Origin of the sequence: Methylosinus sp. LW4 (assembly GCF_000379125.1) — a bacterium.
GTDB lineage: Bacteria > Pseudomonadota > Alphaproteobacteria > Rhizobiales > Beijerinckiaceae > Methylosinus.
In genome coordinates this window covers 550,159-566,583 of the sequence record NZ_KB900627.1, presented here as the reverse complement: position 1 = coordinate 566,583, position 16,425 = coordinate 550,159, and the positions used below count along the sequence as shown (strand labels likewise).

The window sequence follows — 16,425 nt, the reverse complement described above, 5'->3', positions numbered from 1 at the left end:
GCAATGCCGGGTCTTCCTCGTCCGACAGCGTCGAGGAGAGCGCCGTTGCGGCGTCCATTCGCGATGGATGGACGCTCCGCGAGCGCCGATGGTCGTGGAAAGGGACGAAAAGCGTTGAGCGTCGATAAAGTTTCGGACCTAGGCTTTTCGCCGCGCGCCAAAGTGCTGCTTGTCGAAGACGACGAGCAGCTCGCGGGCGCGATCATCGACGCTCTGGGGAAACGACAGTATGAGGTCCTTCATATCTGCAACGGCAGCGAGGGGCTCTGCAAGGTCGGCGAAGGAGGCTTCGACATCCTCGTCATCGATCGCATTTTGCCGGAAGTCTTCGGAATTAGCATCGTTCAGGAGCTGCGCCGACAAAATTTCAATGTTCCGGTTCTGATTATCAGCGGGCTGGACGCGGTGGATGAGCGCGTTCTCGGCCTCGAGGCCGGCGCGGACGATTATTTGATCAAGCCATTCAGTCTGGAGGAGCTTGGAGCGAGGGTCGATGCGCTTCTGCGAAGACCGTTGCAGAGCTGCGCCACCAAGCTGCAAGTTGGCCCATTGACGCTCGATTTGTTGCGACGCACCGCTTATCTGGGCGAGGAAAAGATCGAGCTGTCGGCGCGCGAGTTCCAGCTGCTCGAATATTTCATGTCGAACGCCGGCCGCCTGGTGACGCGGCAAATGTTGCTCCGAGATGTATGGAAATTCCACTTTTTACCGCAGACGAATGTCGTCGACCAACACATCAGCAAGCTGAGGCACAAAATCGAAGGGGGACGCAGCTGCCGATTTTTCGTCAATGTCAGAGGTCAGGGACATATCTTTGACCACCACGGCTAAAATATCCTGGCCGTCGCTTCGTCGAGCGATCGTGAGCGTGACGGCTTATGTCACGGGCGCGCTGGTGCTGCTCGGGTTCCTGTATTGGAACTTCTCGACCTGGGAAGTCGGACGCTTCAGCTCCCATCTAGAACTTCAGGCTTTGGGAATTTCGGCCTATCTCGAAGGGCAGCAGAATCTGAACCTGGAGAGCAAGGCCTATAATCAAGCATATCGATTGTCTGTATCCGGCCTGTTCGAACGCGACGGATCCTATTTGCAAGGGAATCTGCGCCAGATTCCGACGAGCCTGCCTCTGGATGGGAAGGCGCATCTCATATTCGATCCCAATGTCCGATCCAAACGCGGCTTTGCGACGCAGACGCTCTTCGTCGGAGCGCGGCTTCCAGATCAGCGGATTTTCGTGATCGGCCGAGAAACGCCCGAGGTCGCTGTTCTCGAAGAGGCTATGAAGCGAATTTTTATGGAGGGCGTGTTTCCATTGTCGCTCGGCGCTCTGATGATCGGCGCCTTCGGCAGCCGCAAGATGAGCCGGCGCCTCAGATCGGCCCAGCAGCAATTGGACAACATCAAAAGGGGCGTGCTGCACGAGCGCTTGACGATCAGCGGTTCGAACGACGAGTTGGACAGCTTGGCGCATTCTGTGAACGAGATGCTCGCTCAGCTCGAGGCGGCGATGCACGAGCTGGAACACGTCGGCAATAATATAGCCCATGACTTGAGAACGCCGCTCAGTCGCGTCAGAGCTCATCTCGAGCAAGTGCAATCCGATTTCGTTCTCCCCCCCGAAGCGCAAGACCGGATCGAGCTCGCGATGAGCGGTCTAGATCAGAGCTTGAATGCAACGACGGCATTGCTTCGTGTCGCTCATTTCGACGCTGGATCGACCGACGCTCACTTCACTGAATTCGACGTTTCAGAAATGTTGCGAGAACTGGTCGATCTCTACCAGCCTGCGGCAGAATGCAAGGCCATGGAGCTGGTCGTTCGGAGTGAGACGGCGGAATTTGCGCGCGGCGATCGCGACCTGCTGCTGGAGGCCTTCGCGAATTTGCTCGACAACGCTATCAAATTCACGCCTGAGCACGGAACGGTCGAGATCCGCGTGTTGAAAAGCTCTCAGGGTCCGATCGTCGAAATTCACGACTCCGGCCCTGGCATACCCGCAGATCAACGCAATCAAGTCTTCGAGAGATTCTACCGATCTCGGGAAGCGAGACACGTCACAGGCAGCGGCCTCGGCTTGACTCTGGTCGCTGCAATTATTCGGCTGCATGGCTTCCACGTCGAAATCAAAGACAGCGACATGGGCTGCGCTTTCGAGATCCAGCTCTTCCGAAAAGCATGAGGGCGAACCGCTCCGCGAATGGCTCGAAATGAGCTAGACGAAACGATGGAGGGAGAATGAACTGCTTCTTCCTCACGTCCTGCGTATTCTTCCGACGAAGGCCACAGAGATTTCCGGCGCGGCTGGAATTTTTAAGCGGCGATGTCGTCGGCCGCTTTCGGAGTGGACGCATGCTCTGCTTTCCAGCGACACAGCAGAAGTCACGTTGCCCTTAAATCCACTGTCGGGATAAATCTTATTGGGCTCTGCTTTACTCTCGGTGCAAATTGGAATCCTGGAGAGGCGGCGTCCGCGCGCGTCATAGCTGTGAGCTTGATTTTCCTGTCGCCATTTCGGATTGAAATAGCGCGTGCGCAATTCCATCGGGAGCGTCTTTTCCGCCGACTGGATGTCGGTCTTCGTGAGATTTCGAAGTTCGCTGACGAAGAGCGGCGTCGTTCTCGAATCGTTCCCTGGGAAGGTGGTCCAAGGCAGTGATACGGCTTCCGGCTGATTGCTTCGGTGCGGCAAATACAATCCCCTCGTCGTGAGGCGCTTTTTGCGGCGCGCAAAAAGCCTCGAAGGACGTTCCAGCGACACACAGCGGCGAGACCCTTCGAGACGCCCGCTTCGCGGGCTCCTCGGGGCGAGGGACGGATGTTTCATCCGAATGGATCGATCGGAAGTCGTCTGACCCGCGAGCCAGGAGACCTGCCATCATTCGTGGTCACGAAGGCGTCGGGCGGGGCGCCCCGAGGCGGCCGAAACCCGTGTCGACGCAGTTTGAGCGTCGAATTTGAGGTGTGGAGACCCTTCGGTCGCGCGCTCTCGCCTCGTTCGAGGCTTTACGACAGCGGCTGCAGTGGTAAACTAAACCGTTCAGTCTAGTCCACGGGGCAAAGGGGCTTTGGATCGATCGCTATGAGACCCTCACCCCTTGCGCCGGCGGAAGCGCTGGAATCTTCGGCGGGTCGGAAAGAGACCCAGATCGTCTCTGCGGCCCGAAACGAGTTTCTGAAGCGCGGATTCGGGGAAACCAGCATGGAGTCGATCGCGCGCGCTGCGGGCGTGTCGAAAACGACGCTCTACGCCTATTTCCAAAGCAAGGAAGCGCTCTTCAGCCATTTGATCGAGTCGGAATGCGATGAGAAGCGCATGTTCAAGCCTGCGCCGATGATCGGAAGCTGCATCGACTCGGCTCTTCGAGGTCTGGGAAAGGAATTCATTCTCCATTTTCTCTCACAAGACGAAACCAAATTCTTCCAGACCGTGTCCAGCGAGCGGCTCCGCTTTCCTGGACTCTGCCAACTCTATTTTCGCACGGGCCAAAACAAGGCGAATGAATTTGTCGCCGCTTTTCTCGAAGACGCCAAAGCGCAAGGCTGGTTGACCTTTGGCGACGCTCATCTCGCGGCAAATCAGTTCCTCAATCTCATATTGTCAGATCTGCCGATGCGCGTCGCTCTGGGCCTCGACCTGCCGAATGAGGCGGAGGCGGAGAGAGTGATGGAGGCGGGAGTGTTCGTATTCTTGAGCGCCTATCGGGCGGCGCCGACCAAAGGCGCGTGAGTCTCATACTTTTCGTCGAGAGATCGCCATCCGACATGTGAGGTCGTCGCCATGTGAGGCCGCATCCTCTCGCCGCTCGCCGATGCTTTCCGACTTCCACAGGAATTTCGGCCACCGCCCATCAGACGGCTTCCCTCTGAGCTTTCGCTATGCTCGAACCCATTGTGTAGACGTGAGCAAGCCGATGCGTATCGCAGAGTCGGGCCGTGGGGTTCGTCGAATGTTGCGTTCGGCCATTGCCCCCGCCGGCCGCCGGAGGAAGGGTTGAGGCGCTCTCGATGAACCGTGGGATCGCCCGAACCCTCCTCGCTCTGCTGGTCATCGGCGCGGCCGCTGCGGGCTATTGGTGGTGGCGCAGCCATAGGCCCGCTCTGCCGGCCTATGTCTCGCGCGCGAATGGGCGGCTGGAAATGACGCGCATCGACATCGCCGTCAAATATGCAGGGCGCATCATCGATTTGCCGATCCGCGAGGGCGATGTCGTGCGCCCTGGAGCCGTGCTCGCTCGCCAGGACGCGGCCGAGATCAAAGCGCAGATCGCCGGAGCCGAAGCGCAGCGTCAGCGCGCCATCAGCGCCATAGGACGCGCCGAGGCGGAGCTCGACGTCCGCCGCAACAATCTGCGGCTCGCCGGCCTCGAGATGACCGAGACCGCGACGATGCGGGGCAAGGCGCTCGTCTCGCAGGTCGAGCTCGATCGGCGGCGTATCGCCAAGGATGCGGAGACAGCCGGCGCCGCCGCCGCCGAGGCCGCCGTGAAGGAGGCGCGCAACGCGCTCTCGGAGGTCGAGGCGCAAATCGCCCGGTTGAAGGCGATCCTCGACGAGACGACGATACGCGCCCCGGTGAACGGGCGCATCGAATATCGAATCGTGGAGAAGGATGCTGTGCTTCCCTCCGGCGGGCGGATCGCCTCGCTGCTGGAGACGGACGACGTCTATATGACCGTCTTCTTCCCAATGGCCGTGGCGGGACGGCTGACGATCGGCGACGAGGCGCGCGTCGCCCTGGACGCGTTCGACGGGCCGCCTTTGCCGGCGACCATCTCCTTTGTCGCGGCCGAAGCGCAATTCACGCCGAAATATGTGGAGACCGCCAGCGAGCGCGAGAAGCTCGTCTATCGCGTGAAGCTGAGAATTCCGGTCGAGGCCGCCCGCCGTCTCGACGGCAGGCTGAAGGCCGGCATGACCGGCAATGGCTATGTGCGCGTCGACCCGACGGGCCGCTGGCCGTCCTCGCTCGCTCTCGGATACGCCAAATGACCGCCACCGAGGAGACGAAGGCGCCGGCCGCCATCCAAATCTCGGGCCTCTACCACGACTATGGCGATGTTCGCGGGCTCGAGAATGTCTCACTGTCCTTGCCGGCGCGCGCGACGATCGCGATGATCGGCCCGGACGGCGTCGGCAAGTCGACGCTGCTCGGCGTCATCGCGGGGGTGAAGAAGATTCAGACGGGAGCGGTCCACGTCTTGGGGGCCGATCTGCGCGAGCGACGGGAGAGGGAGGCCTTTCTCCCCCATGTCGCCTTCATGCCGCAGGGGCTCGGCCGCAATCTCTATCCGACGCTGTCCGTCTATGAGAACATCGACTTTTTCGGCCGTCTCTTCGGCCTCGGCGCAGGGCGGCGCGACGCGCGCATTCGCAGGCTGCTGCGAGCGACGGGCCTCGATCCATTTCCCGATCGCCCCGCAGGAAAGCTCTCTGGCGGCATGAAGCAGAAGCTCGCGCTCTGCTGCGCGCTCGTGCACGATCCGCAGCTCCTGATCCTGGACGAGCCGACGACCGGCGTCGATCCGCTGTCGCGTCGTCAGTTCTGGGAGCTCGTCGACGAGCTGCGCAGCGAGAGCGACCAGATGACGGTGATCGTCGCCACCGCCTATATGGAGGAAGCCGAGCGCTTCGAATATCTCGTGGCGATGGATAATGGCCGCATTCTCATCGCGGACGCCAAGGCGGATGTGCTCGCCCGCACGGGCGCGGCGACGCTCGAGAAGGCCTATGTCTCGCTGCTGCCGGAGAGCCGACGCGCGCAGGCGTCGGGAGTCGAGATTCCGCCCTATCGCGACCCTGGCGGCGCGCCGGCGATCGAGGCGGAGGCGCTGACCCGTCGCTTCGATGATTTCGTCGCCGTCGACAATGTGAGCTTCCGCATCGGACGCGGCGAGATATTCGGCTTTCTGGGCTCCAATGGCTGCGGCAAATCGACGACGATGAAAATGCTGACCGGCTTGCTGGACGCCACGAGCGGGACGGCGAAGCTGCTCGGCCGGACGATCGACGCCGGCGACATGCAGACGCGGCTGCGCGTCGGCTATATGTCGCAATCCTTCTCCCTCTACGAAGAATTGACGGTGCGGCAGAATTTGACGCTGCACGCGCGGCTCTATCGCGTCGGCGGCAATCGCGCGCAGTCGCTCGTCGACGCCGCGCTGATCGATTTCGCGCTCGCGGAACATGCGGACCATTCGCCCGCGTCTCTGCCGCTCGGCATTCGTCAGCGGCTTCAGCTCGCCGCCGCCTGCCTGCATTCGCCCGAGGTGCTGATCCTCGACGAGCCGACGTCCGGCGTCGATCCGGGCGCGCGCGACATGTTCTGGCGTCATCTCATCCGCCTCTCGCGCGAGAAGCAGGTGACGATCTTCCTTTCGACGCATTTCATGAACGAGGCGGAGCGCTGCGATCGCATATCGCTGATGCATCGCGGAGAGGTTCTGGCCGTCGGCGCGCCGGACGAGCTGCGGCGCGAGAAGGATGCGGCGACATTGGAGGACGCCTTCATCCTCTATCTCGAGCAGGCGGAAGAGAGCGCATCGGCTGTAGCTCCACGCCCCGCGCCGTCGTTGGCCGAAGCATCGCCGCCCGAGCCGGAGCCGACCGATATGTTCGACGATCGCGCGACCGGCTGGGCGGGACGCATTCTCGCCTTTGCGCGCCGCGAGACGATGGAGCTCGCGCGCGATCCGGCACGCCTCGCCTTCGCGCTGCTCGGCCCGATCGTTCTTCTCCTGGTCTCCGCTTACAGCATCTCCTTCGATGTCGAGAATATTCGCTTCACGAATTTCGACAGCGACCAGACCTTCGCCAGCCGGGAATTTCTGCGCGGCTTCGCGGGCTCGCGCTATTTCGTCGAGATGGCGCCTTCGCGCAGTCATGCGGAGATGGAGGTGCGTCTGCGCAGCCACGAGGCCCAGCTCGCCATCGAGATTCCGCCCTCATTCGGCCGCGACCTCGAAGCCGGTCGGCAACCCGAGGTCGGCTTCTTCATCGATGGAGCCGCGCCTTTCACCGCCTCGAACATTCGCGCCTATGCGACGGGCGTCGTCCTCGAATATGTCACGAGCCTCGATCGCGCGAGAGCCGCGGCCTCGCTGCCGATTTCCGTCGAGCCTCGCTTCATCTACAATCAGGAGTTCCGCAGCATTTATGCGATCACGCCCGGCGTCGTCATGCTGGCGCTGATCCTGATCCCGACGATGCTGACGGCGCTCGGCGTCGTCCGCGAAAAGGAGATCGGTTCCATCGTCAATCTCTACGCCTCGCCCGCCACGATCGGCGAGTTTCTCGTCGGCAAGCAATTGCCCTATGTCGGCGTGGCGATGGTCTCCTATCTGAGCCTGACGCTCATCACCATCTTCATTCTCCGCGTGCCGCTGCACGGCTCCTTTCTCGCGCTCACGCTCGGCGCGTTGCTGTTCATTCTCGCAGTGACGGCGCTCGGGCTCTTGATTTCGGCCTTCGTTCGCTCGCAGGTCGCAGCGATATTCGGCACGGCGATCATCTGCCTCATCCCCTCGGTGAATTTCTCCGGCCTGCTCTATCCGATCTCGACGCTCACCGGCGGCGCCTACGCCGTCGGCATCGGCTTTCCTTCCTCCTGGTTTCAGATCGTGAGCCTCGGCTGCTTCACAAAGGGGCTCGGCCTTTCGAGCTTTGCTCCGAACTATCTCGCGCTCGGCGGCTTCGCGGCGCTGTATCTCATCGGCGCGCGGCTTCTCCTCCGCAAGCAGGAGGCGTAGCGATCCATGGGACGCTGGCTCGTCAATGTCGCTCTGCTCAGCGGAAAAGAGCTCCGCAGCCTGCTGCAGGATGTGACGCTGATGGCGCTCATCGTCTTCGCCTTCACCGCCGCCGTTCAGCTGATGTCCGAAGGCGTGAAGGCGGAGGTCTCGCACGCCTCCGTCGCCATGATGGACGGCGATCATTCGGAATTGTCGCGACGCCTGCGCGACGCGATCCTTCCCCCCTATTTCATCGCGCCCGAAGAGATCGCGCGGGAGGATGTCGCGGCCGCGATGAACCAGAGCCGCTATATTTTCGTGATCGAGATTCCCCCGCGCTTCGAGGCCGACGTCCTCGCAGGGCGCAAGCCCGCCGTGCAGGTGCTGGTCGACGCCACGGCGATGACGCAAGCCGGTCTCGGCGCCGGCTATCTGAACGAGATATTCGTCGTCGAGACGCAAAAATTCCTCGGCGCGCGGAGCATAGAGTCGAGCTTGCCGATCCGCGTCGTCAGCCGCATAGAATTCAACCCCAATACCGATTCCTTCTGGTTCACCTCCGTGATGCAGATCGTCGTCAATCTGACCGTTCTGTCGATCATCCTGGTCGGCGCCGCCGTGATCCGCGAGCGCGAGCATGGGACGATCGAGCATCTGCTGGTGATGCCGGTGCGGGCGAGCGAGATCGCCATCGCGAAGATCATGACCAATGGCCTCGTCATTCTCGCGGCGACGATGCTGTCCCTCTGGCTCGTCGTGCAGAAATGGCTGGGCGTGCCGATCGCAGGCTCCATCGGCCTCTTCGCCTTCGGCGCCCTGCTCTATCTCTTCTCCGTCACCTCGCTCGGCATGTGGCTGGCGACGCTCGCTCCGACGATGCCGCAATTCGGCCTGCTCTCTGTCCCGGTCTACGCCATCGCCTACCTCCTCTCGGGCGCTGCGACTCCGGTCGAGAGCATGCCGGAGGCGGTGCAGGGACTGGTGAGATTCGCGCCGACCACGCAATTCGTCTCGATGACGCAGGCGGTCCTCTATCGCAGCGCCGGGCTCGACACGGTCTGGCCGCAGATCGCGGTGGTGATTGTCTCGGGGGCGATATTTCTGTCTCTCGCGCTTTCACGCTTCCGCTCCATGCTGGCGAGGCAGGGATGAGGCGCGCCGCCATCTTCATCTCCCTTCTCGTCGTCGGCTGTCGTGAGCTCGACGTCACGCCGCCGTCGCCGACCGTCGTGGCGCCAGCGTCATTCGACGAGACGTCGTCGATCGGCGCTCCCTCCGCTTCGCTCGACCTCGCCCATTGGTGGATTGTCTGGCGCGATCCGCTACTCGATCGTCTGATCGCCGAGGCGCTCGCCGGCAATCCTGATTTGCGCATCGCGAAGGCGCGCGTCGAGGAAGCGCGCGCCCTTGTCACGGTCGCGGAATCCGCTCTCTATCCGACGCTCGGCGCCGACGCCGGTCTCTGGGAGGCGGATGTGAAATGGCGCAATCCGGTCGTTGATTTCATCCCGGGCAAGGCGCGCCGCGTCGATGCCCATATCGGCGGCCTCACGGCGAGCTGGGAGCCGGATATTTTCGGCGGCCGCAGCTATGACGCCGAAGCCGCCCGCGCCAACGCCGCGGGAGTCGAGGAGCAATCGAACGGGGCGCGGATGATCGTCGTCTCCGAGGTCGCCCAGAACTATCAGGACACCAAAGGGCTGCAGCGACGGCTTCTGGTTCTCGACCATTCCGTCGAGACTCTCGGCAAGCTTCTCCGCTATGTGGAGGCTCGCTATCAGGCGGGGCAGGCGCTCGCCTATGATGTGACGCTGGTTCGAGAGCGATTGGAAACCCAGCGAAGCAAGCGGCCGGACCTGCTTTCTGCGCTCGAAACGCGCCAGCGCCGGCTCGCGGTCTTGACCGGCCGCCCGCCGGAGCCGCCCGTCTCGTTGCCGGCGCCCGGGCCTTTCCTCATCCCGTCGCCTCCGCGAGGCCAGCTCCCCAGCGAGGTGCTGGAGCGTCGCCCCGACGTGCGCGCCCGCGTCGATGTCGTGCGCGCTCGCATCGCCAGCCTGACCAGCGCGAAGACGGATCTGCTGCCGCGCTTCCAGATCGAGTTCCTCGGTCAGGACGGCCGGCTGCACTTTCAGGGAATCCCTGGCCTTCAAGGCACGGGCGGCCTGGTCGGCCTCACCGCGCATCTGCCGATCTTCACGGCCGGGCGCATCGAAGCCAATATAGCGGCGAATGACGCGCGTCTCGAAGCCGCTGTCGCCGACTACGACAAATCCGTCCTCCAGGCGCTCGAAGATGTCGAGAACGCCTATGGCCGACGCCGTGGACTGGATCGGCGCAGCGAGCGTCTCTACGCCGCGCTCATCGGCGCTAGGCGCAATCATCAGGCCTCGAGAGGCCTATACGAAGGCGGCCGCAAGACGTTCGGCGACGTGCTGAACGCCGAGCTCGATGTCTTCGAGCGCGAGAATGATCTGCTCGAAACACAGATGGCGCAGTCGGCCGTGACTATCCAGCTCTATCGCGCGCTGGGCGGCGGCTGGTGAGCGTCCGCGGCGCCGGCGGCTTGCCGCGATCCGGCCCGCATTATCTCTCTACGCTCAGCAGCGCTGACCGCTTTCACTTGCGCCCATAGCTTCGATCCGGGAGCGACGCGGATCGACGGCGGCGCGACATTGGCTCACTTCTTCGAGGATTTCTCGCTCGTCACCTTGTCGAAGAAGCTCGAATCGAAGAGACCGTCGACGCTCGGCGCCTTGTCGGCGACGCCGAGCTTCACCTGATAGGCGAGAAGCGCTTTGGTCGATTCTATGATCGATTTCGGATCGACCACGAAATGGACGGCCGGCGACGACAGCGATTTTCGAATGGTCGCGCCGTCGACGATTCCCTTGGACAAGGCCGCTTCGACATGGGGCGCGGCGCGATCGGGATTTTTCTGCAGTTCCTCCACGGCGCGGACGAGCCCGTCAACCAGCGCTCGCGTCTGCTGCGGGTGCTTCTCGAGAAAATCCTTCGAGATCGCCGCAACGGTGCCCGGCTGACCGGGAAACAGCTCCGAGCCTCCGGCGATCAGCGTGATCTCGGGATTGGCCTTTTGCACGATCGTCAGCGTCGGCTCGCGGACCGTCGCGGCTTCCACGGCGTTCGCGAGCAGAGCCTGCTGCGTCGCGTCTATGCCGATGGAGACGATCTCGACGTCGGACGGATCGGTATGCGTCGCCTCGCGCAGCCAATATTGTAAATTGGCCGCCGGCACCGAGCCGGGCGGCTGGGTGGCGATTCTGGCCGGCCGGCCGTTGGCGACTCGGAAGGCCTTGAAAGCCGCCGCTGGCGCGACCCCTTTTTTGAAGAACGCTTTGAGCTTGGGGCCGCCGACGAGCACATTCTCGTCGACGGCGAGGGCCGCCACGACGCGCAGATCGATGCCTTTCGCCCGTCCCGCGGCGGCCGGCGCGACGCCCCCGATGTAAATGTCGATGCCGCCGCTCGCGGCCGCCTGAACGATATTGGGGCCGCTCTCGAAGACCTTGGTCTGCAGATCGAGTCCGCTCTCGTGGAGCCAGCCTTCCTTCTCCGCCACGAACAGGGGGGCCGCGCCGATGACCGGGATGACCCCGACGCGCGCGGTCACTGTTTCGGCCGCGGCGCAACTGGCGTGGAAGGCGAAAGCCATGGCCATCGCGACGAGCTTCTTCGACACTGATTTTCCTCCGTCTCGAATTGTGACGGGGTGAGTTTGCGTCAATATGATGATTTAGTCTATGGTCGAAATAGAACAGAAGGAGGGCCGGATTGTCGGATGAGAAGGATAGCGCGCGGACCCGGCCATCGGGAGCGCGACCCTCGGCGCCGGTCGCGCCGGAAGGGCTCTATGAGAAGATGAAGCAAGCTCCCTTCGCCGGCCAGCTCACTTGCAGCCTCGACGAAGCGGAGGCCGGATCCTGGCAGGAAATCCTTCTGGACTATGAAGTCGGCGCGAGCGGCGTCGCCGACGGCGCGACCTTCAAGGCCACGTTCAAATTTTATTCGGACTGGGCGCTGTTCCAGACCGTCGACCCGAAAGGCGCCGATTATCTCAGCGTCGAATATCAGGCCGGCCCGCTGGCTCCCGGACAATCACCGGCGAGCGTGCAGCATCTTTCGGTCCGCTTCGATCAAAAGGGACATGAGCGGCCTTATCAGAAGGCCCTGATCGTCGATGTGATCGACGGCTATCTCAACATGGGCGACCATATCGTCATCCGGTTGGGCGATCGACGGGCCGGCGGACCCGGCACGCGGGTCCAGACCTTCGTCGACGATGATTTTCGCTTTCGCGCCTATGTCGACCCGCTCGGCACGTCACGTTACGTCGCGGTGCCGGGGGATGTCTCGCTGCGCGTCGTCGCCGGCGCGCCGGCGCGGCTGTCGCTCGTCGGCCCGCGTTTCGCGCGCCCGGGCGCTCGCGCGCCATTCCGGCTCTCGGCGCTCGATCGCTGGGGTAATATCGTCAGCGACTTTCCCGGCCGCATCCATCTCTCGATTCTCGCGGGCGCCGACACGATCGCGTCCCGCGAGCTCGTCTTTCCCGAAAAAGGCTGGGCGAGCGTCGCAATAGAGGATGTTCCTACCGATCGGGGAGACGTGACGCTGGCCGCCGAGCCGGAGGCGCACGCGATTCCCACGGCTCGGGCCTATCTCACGGTCTTCGCGGACGCGCCGGCGCCGCGCGGCTTCTACGCCGATCTGCATGTTCATGCGCATGACACGGTCGGCACCAACAGCCCCTCCTACAACGCCGCCTTCGCGCGCGATGTCGGCGGCGTCGATGTGTTCGGCTACACGGCGAATGATTTTCAGATCACCGACGCCAATTGGCATGACGGCGTCGCCGCCGTGAACGCGCTCGACGCGCCAGGACGCTTTGTGACCTATCCGGTGCAGGAATGGTGCGGAAGCTCGACGGCGGGAGGCGATCACAAGGTGATCTTCCTCGGCGACGACGAGCCAGACTTTCCATATGACGCACAAGGGCGGCACAATCGCACCCTGTCCTGGAACGAGGACATGAAGTCTCCGAAGGTCGAGCTCGGCCGCTGGCCGGTGAACGAGCTGTGGGACGCTTACGGCCATTCGCCGGAGACCCATCTCGTCGTGCCACATGTCGGCGGGCGGCGCTATATCGCCGATTGGCACCACCCCGAGCTCGAGCGGCTCGTCGAGATCGCCTCGGCGTGGGGGCATTTCCCCTGGCTCTATCATGACGTGATCGCCCGCGGCTATCGGCTCGGCGTCTGCGCGAACAGCGACGAGCATCGCGGTCGGCCGGGCGGCGGCGCGCCCGGCGTGCAAGTGTTCGGCGTGCGCGGAGGGCTGACCGGCGTTTTCGCCGAAAGCCTCGACCGTGTCACGATCGGCCGCGCCTTGCGCGCGCGTCATAGTTTCGCGACGACCGGGGAACATGTCGCGCTCATCGTCCGGTGCGGCGATCGCCTCCAAGGCGACGCCTTCGCGCATCGAGGGCCGGCCGAGATCGACTATCGCTTCCTCGGCGACGTCGGCTTCGACGAGATCGCCGCCTTCGACCATGAGGGGCTGCTCTGGCGCCGGAATCTCCATGCCGAGCTCGGCTTCTCGCGCAAGCGTGTGCGGCTGCGCTGGGGCGGCGCGCGAATAAAGGATCGCTATCGCTGGGCGAGCTGGAACGGCCGTCTGCGCGTGCAGGGCGCCGTCGTGCGCAGCTTTGCGAGCGTCGGCTTCGAGCATGACGAGGAGAGCGCTTGGCGCTCGGGAGCGACCGACATCGCTTTTCGCTCGGAGACCTATGGCGACTCCGACGCGTTGGAGCTCGAGATCGATGATCTTTCCGCCGCGCGCTTTATCATCGAGGGAACGATCGGCGGTTTCGTGAAGGTCGGCGATCCGCGTTTTCCCGCGCCTTTCGTCCATGCGCCGGAGTTTCGCTTCGAGGCGACGGGAAGCGAGCTGCTCGAGAAGGGCGAGTTGCGATGGGAGCTCGGCGGGGCCGAAATGTTCGTTGCTTTCGAGCGTCTCACAGACGCGCCGCTTCCACGCGACATCGCGGGACGATTCACGCTCGAGCCGCGCAACGGCCCGTTCGGATTCCGCCCGATCTATCTATTCGGCCGTCAGCGCGACGACGCGAAAGTGTGGTCGTCGGCGCTGTTCATCACCTTCGGCGATGGACAGGACGCAGGAGAGGCGAAGTGAAACAGCGCCTCGCCTCCTTGCTTGGTCTCGCGCTATTCCTCGGCGCATGGGAGCTGGCGCCATTGTTCACGCCGGGAGCGCGCGCGCTTCTGCCCGTGCCCAGCCAATTGCCCGGCGCCTTCTGGCGCGAGCTGCAGAATGGCGTCTGGCTCGCCTGCGTCGGCGCGAGCCTCTCGCATTATCTCGCCGGGCTGCTCGTCGGCGTGACGCTCGGCGCTGCGGCGGGCGTGGCGACCGGCGCGCATCCGCCGCTCGAATGGGCGACTGCCTGGATCACGCGCATTCTTCGTCCCATCCCCGGACTCGCCTGGATTCCTTTCGCTATTCTCTGGTTCGGCGTCGAGGAGAAGGCGGCGGTGTTCATCATCGCCGTCGGCGTGTTTTGGATCGTCTATTTCTCGGCTCACGGGGCCATTCGCAATGTCGATCGCGATCTCGTCGAGGTGGCGGCCGCATTCGGTTTCAGAACCAGCTGGGAGAAACTGGTGAAGGTGCAGTTTCCGGCGAGCCTGCCTGGCATTCTCGTCGGCGTGCGCACCTCGCTCGGCCAGGCGTGGATGGCGGTGGTCGCGGCCGAATTGTTCGGGGTCGCCGGCCTTGGGCAGCGCATGAATCAGGCATCCAGCCTGCTCGCCACCGATATCGTCGTCGTCTACATGCTGACCATGGCGGCGCTCTATGGCCTGATCGACATGGCCTTCATCTTCGCACAATCGAGGCTTCTCACATGGAAGGCGTGACGCCTCCGCCGCCGCTCATCGAGATCGAGGAGCTGGCGCTCGGCTATGACCATGACGGCGCTCATGTCGCTGTGCTGGAGCGGCTCGATCTTTCCATCGCGCGCGGGGAATTCATCGCGATTCTCGGCGCCTCCGGCGTCGGAAAATCGACCTTGCTGCGCGTGCTCATCGGCCTCGCGGAACCTTCGGCCGGCGTGCTGCGTTTCGACTCGCGATCCGAGTGCGCGATGGCGCTGGTGTTCCAGGATGCGCGATTGCTTCCCTGGCGACGCGTCGAGGCCAATGTGGCGCTCGGCCTCGAGAAGACAAAGCTCTCGAAAGAGGAGCGCCACATCCGCGCGCTGGAGGCATTGCGCGGCGTCGGTCTCGAGGGCTATGGCGAACGCTTTCCGCATCAGCTCTCCGGCGGACAGAGGCAGCGCGTCGCTCTGGCGCGCGCGCTCGCAGTGCGGCCCGACCTGCTGCTGATGGACGAGCCGTTCTCCGCGCTCGACACGCCGACGCGGCAACGCTTGCAGGATGATCTGCTTATGCTCTGGCGCGAGACGGGCAAGACGATTCTCTTCGTGACGCATGATATCGACGAAGCGGTCTATCTCGCTGATCGCGTGATCGCGCTCGGCGGCAAGCCGGGCGAGGTTCGCGCCTCGGTCGCGATCGACGTCGCGCGTCCGCGACGACGCGCCGATCCGCGACTCCGCGACATCGCCGCGGTCGTCGAGTCGAAGCTGCGTAACGATCCGTCGGGCTGACGCGCGGCGAAATATGTCGATCGAATTTTGTTTTTCGCGGGCCTACGCCTCAAATTCGAGATGCTCGGCGGCCCTCCCGCGCGGGCGGCAATGGAGTCGTGGAATTCACGAAAATTTTGTGGCACTGATATCGAACCGACAGATGTTGTCCTTCTTGTAGCGATCGAACCAAGCTTTTTCCATCTGCTGCACGTTGAAATACAGCCTATCATTGGCGACGTCGCCATAGCCTTCGCATAATTCCTTGCGAGAGGGCGCGGCGAGATGGGCCGCACGCCAGCGCGCTATGAGTTCTGTGATGATTTGATCGCAGGAGCGCGCATCCGCCCAATCGAGACTTTGCTCATCGAGCGGGAGGCTGATGGCCATCGCTTCCGCTTCGTCATCGGGCGACTGGCGGACATGCTCGATCCAATTTTTTTCGGATCGCCAATTGGGCCTATCATCACGAAGACAATCCTTGACGCGCGCCGGAAGCGAATCGATCTCCACCTCGGTCAGACGCTGCTCCTCGAGACCACGCGCCACGCCGGAATAGAAAAGCGGGACGGCCCAGCGTTCGCGAGACGTCGCTGGACCGCGGTCCAGATCGTCCAGCAGCTCGTCCAAGCTCGGAACACTGTCGCGGATCAACAAAATACGCTGTTGCAGCTTCATGCCGATCTCCGCCGCCAAGTGAAGGGCGTCGAGCTGGAATTGGTAGTTGCCGGCCATATTGTTCCAATGATCGTGGCGAGCGCCATGGCCGCTGAACGTCGCGACCACTGTGTCGATCCCGAGATCACGCCGCTCCAGCAGCCATTGCTTCATCTCTTGTCGCGATCGATGCGCGACGCCGCCGAGCAGAACGACATGGCTTGTCCAGCCGAGCTTCTTCTCCAGCTCGCGAAGCGCTTTGGTGGTCGCCAATGAATAATCATGGCTGTTCCCATACCAAGGCGCGATCTCGAAATCTTGGTGTCCGGCATTGCGCCATTCGATGAAGCGTTCGACCAG

The 16,425-nt window shown here is 63.1% G+C and carries 13 protein-coding genes; 10 read left to right on the top strand and 3 right to left on the bottom strand.

Translation table 11 applies throughout. From position 1 onward, the window contains the following. The first annotated feature begins 45 nt into the window (after window positions 1-45). On the top strand, window positions 46-831 hold the full coding sequence (locus METLW4_RS0122065; RefSeq protein WP_198290245.1) for a response regulator transcription factor: 786 nt from the start codon (window positions 46-48) through the stop codon (window positions 829-831). After that, the gene (locus METLW4_RS25795) at window positions 815-2,179 is read left to right on the top strand and encodes a sensor histidine kinase (RefSeq protein WP_198290244.1); all 1,365 of its coding nucleotides are present in this window, start codon (window positions 815-817) and stop codon (window positions 2,177-2,179) included. Before METLW4_RS0122065 ends, METLW4_RS25795 begins: the two co-directional genes overlap by 17 nt. Window positions 2,180-2,251: 72 nt before the next feature. On the opposite strand, the gene METLW4_RS28075 is transcribed toward METLW4_RS25795, so the two are convergent. Further along, on the bottom strand, window positions 2,252-2,695 hold the full coding sequence (locus tag METLW4_RS28075; RefSeq protein ID WP_157235586.1) for a cobaltochelatase subunit CobN: 444 nt from the start codon (window positions 2,693-2,695) through the stop codon (window positions 2,252-2,254). Between the two features lie 384 nt (window positions 2,696-3,079). Here METLW4_RS28075 and METLW4_RS0122055 point away from each other — a divergent pair, with 384 nt between their 5' ends. The 5 genes from METLW4_RS0122055 (at window position 3,080) to METLW4_RS0122035 (ending at window position 10,270) form a co-directional block, all read left to right on the top strand. Continuing rightward, window positions 3,080-3,727 carry a TetR/AcrR family transcriptional regulator gene (locus tag METLW4_RS0122055; RefSeq protein ID WP_026191731.1) on the top strand — a complete coding sequence of 216 codons (648 nt, stop codon included), beginning with the start codon at window positions 3,080-3,082 and terminating at the stop codon, window positions 3,725-3,727. A 278-nt stretch (window positions 3,728-4,005) separates the two neighbouring features. Beyond that, window positions 4,006-4,989 carry an HlyD family secretion protein gene (locus METLW4_RS0122050; protein ID WP_018268409.1) on the top strand — a complete coding sequence of 328 codons (984 nt, stop codon included), beginning with the start codon at window positions 4,006-4,008 and terminating at the stop codon, window positions 4,987-4,989. Next, window positions 4,986-7,745, top strand: coding sequence for a ribosome-associated ATPase/putative transporter RbbA (gene rbbA, locus METLW4_RS0122045; RefSeq protein WP_018268408.1), 2,760 nt, complete (start codon window positions 4,986-4,988; stop codon window positions 7,743-7,745). Before METLW4_RS0122050 ends, rbbA begins: the two co-directional genes overlap by 4 nt. Before the next feature lie 6 nt (window positions 7,746-7,751). Next, a complete protein-coding gene (locus METLW4_RS0122040; protein WP_018268407.1) occupies window positions 7,752-8,879 on the top strand; it encodes an ABC transporter permease in 1,128 nt (375 codons plus the stop codon). After that, window positions 8,876-10,270, top strand: coding sequence for a TolC family protein (locus METLW4_RS0122035; protein ID WP_018268406.1), 1,395 nt, complete (start codon window positions 8,876-8,878; stop codon window positions 10,268-10,270). The genes METLW4_RS0122040 and METLW4_RS0122035 overlap by 4 nt, the downstream gene beginning before the upstream one ends. Before the next feature lie 134 nt (window positions 10,271-10,404). On the opposite strand, the gene METLW4_RS0122030 is transcribed toward METLW4_RS0122035, so the two are convergent. Further along, the gene (locus tag METLW4_RS0122030) at window positions 10,405-11,427 is read right to left on the bottom strand and encodes an ABC transporter substrate-binding protein (RefSeq protein ID WP_018268405.1); all 1,023 of its coding nucleotides are present in this window, start codon (window positions 11,425-11,427) and stop codon (window positions 10,405-10,407) included. Between the two features lie 92 nt (window positions 11,428-11,519). Here METLW4_RS0122030 and METLW4_RS0122025 point away from each other — a divergent pair, with 92 nt between their 5' ends. The 3 genes from METLW4_RS0122025 to METLW4_RS0122015 are packed head-to-tail and all read left to right on the top strand — an operon-like array spanning window position 11,520 to window position 15,429. Next, window positions 11,520-13,937 (top strand): hypothetical protein, encoded by a 2,418-nt coding sequence (locus tag METLW4_RS0122025; protein ID WP_018268404.1) that lies wholly within the window; start codon window positions 11,520-11,522, stop codon window positions 13,935-13,937. Continuing rightward, window positions 13,934-14,677: an ABC transporter permease gene (locus METLW4_RS0122020; RefSeq protein WP_018268403.1), complete on the top strand. Its 744-nt coding sequence runs from the start codon at window positions 13,934-13,936 to the stop codon at window positions 14,675-14,677. The genes METLW4_RS0122025 and METLW4_RS0122020 overlap by 4 nt, the downstream gene beginning before the upstream one ends. Beyond that, on the top strand, window positions 14,665-15,429 hold the full coding sequence (locus tag METLW4_RS0122015; RefSeq protein ID WP_018268402.1) for an ABC transporter ATP-binding protein: 765 nt from the start codon (window positions 14,665-14,667) through the stop codon (window positions 15,427-15,429). The genes METLW4_RS0122020 and METLW4_RS0122015 overlap by 13 nt, the downstream gene beginning before the upstream one ends. A gap of 105 nt (window positions 15,430-15,534) precedes the next feature. On the opposite strand, the gene METLW4_RS0122010 is transcribed toward METLW4_RS0122015, so the two are convergent. Continuing rightward, window positions 15,535-16,239 (bottom strand): hypothetical protein, encoded by a 705-nt coding sequence (locus METLW4_RS0122010; RefSeq protein WP_245258522.1) that lies wholly within the window; start codon window positions 16,237-16,239, stop codon window positions 15,535-15,537. Between the last annotated feature and the right edge of the window lie 186 nt (window positions 16,240-16,425).

What these genes read in the sequence shown, in the direction of transcription:
- METLW4_RS0122055 (WP_026191731.1), top strand. Translation starts at nt 3,080, where the DNA reads ATGAGACCCTCACCCCTTGCGCCGGCGGAAGCGCTGGAATCTTCGGCG.
- METLW4_RS0122050 (WP_018268409.1), top strand. Translation starts at nt 4,006, where the DNA reads ATGAACCGTGGGATCGCCCGAACCCTCCTCGCTCTGCTGGTCATCGGC.
- rbbA (WP_018268408.1), top strand. Translation starts at nt 4,986, where the DNA reads ATGACCGCCACCGAGGAGACGAAGGCGCCGGCCGCCATCCAAATCTCG.
- METLW4_RS0122040 (WP_018268407.1), top strand. Translation starts at nt 7,752, where the DNA reads ATGGGACGCTGGCTCGTCAATGTCGCTCTGCTCAGCGGAAAAGAGCTC.
- METLW4_RS0122035 (WP_018268406.1), top strand. Translation starts at nt 8,876, where the DNA reads ATGAGGCGCGCCGCCATCTTCATCTCCCTTCTCGTCGTCGGCTGTCGT.
- METLW4_RS0122015 (WP_018268402.1), top strand. Translation starts at nt 14,665, where the DNA reads ATGGAAGGCGTGACGCCTCCGCCGCCGCTCATCGAGATCGAGGAGCTG.
- METLW4_RS0122010 (WP_245258522.1), bottom strand. Translation starts at nt 16,239, where the DNA reads ATGAAGCAATGGCTGCTGGAGCGGCGTGATCTCGGGATCGACACAGTG.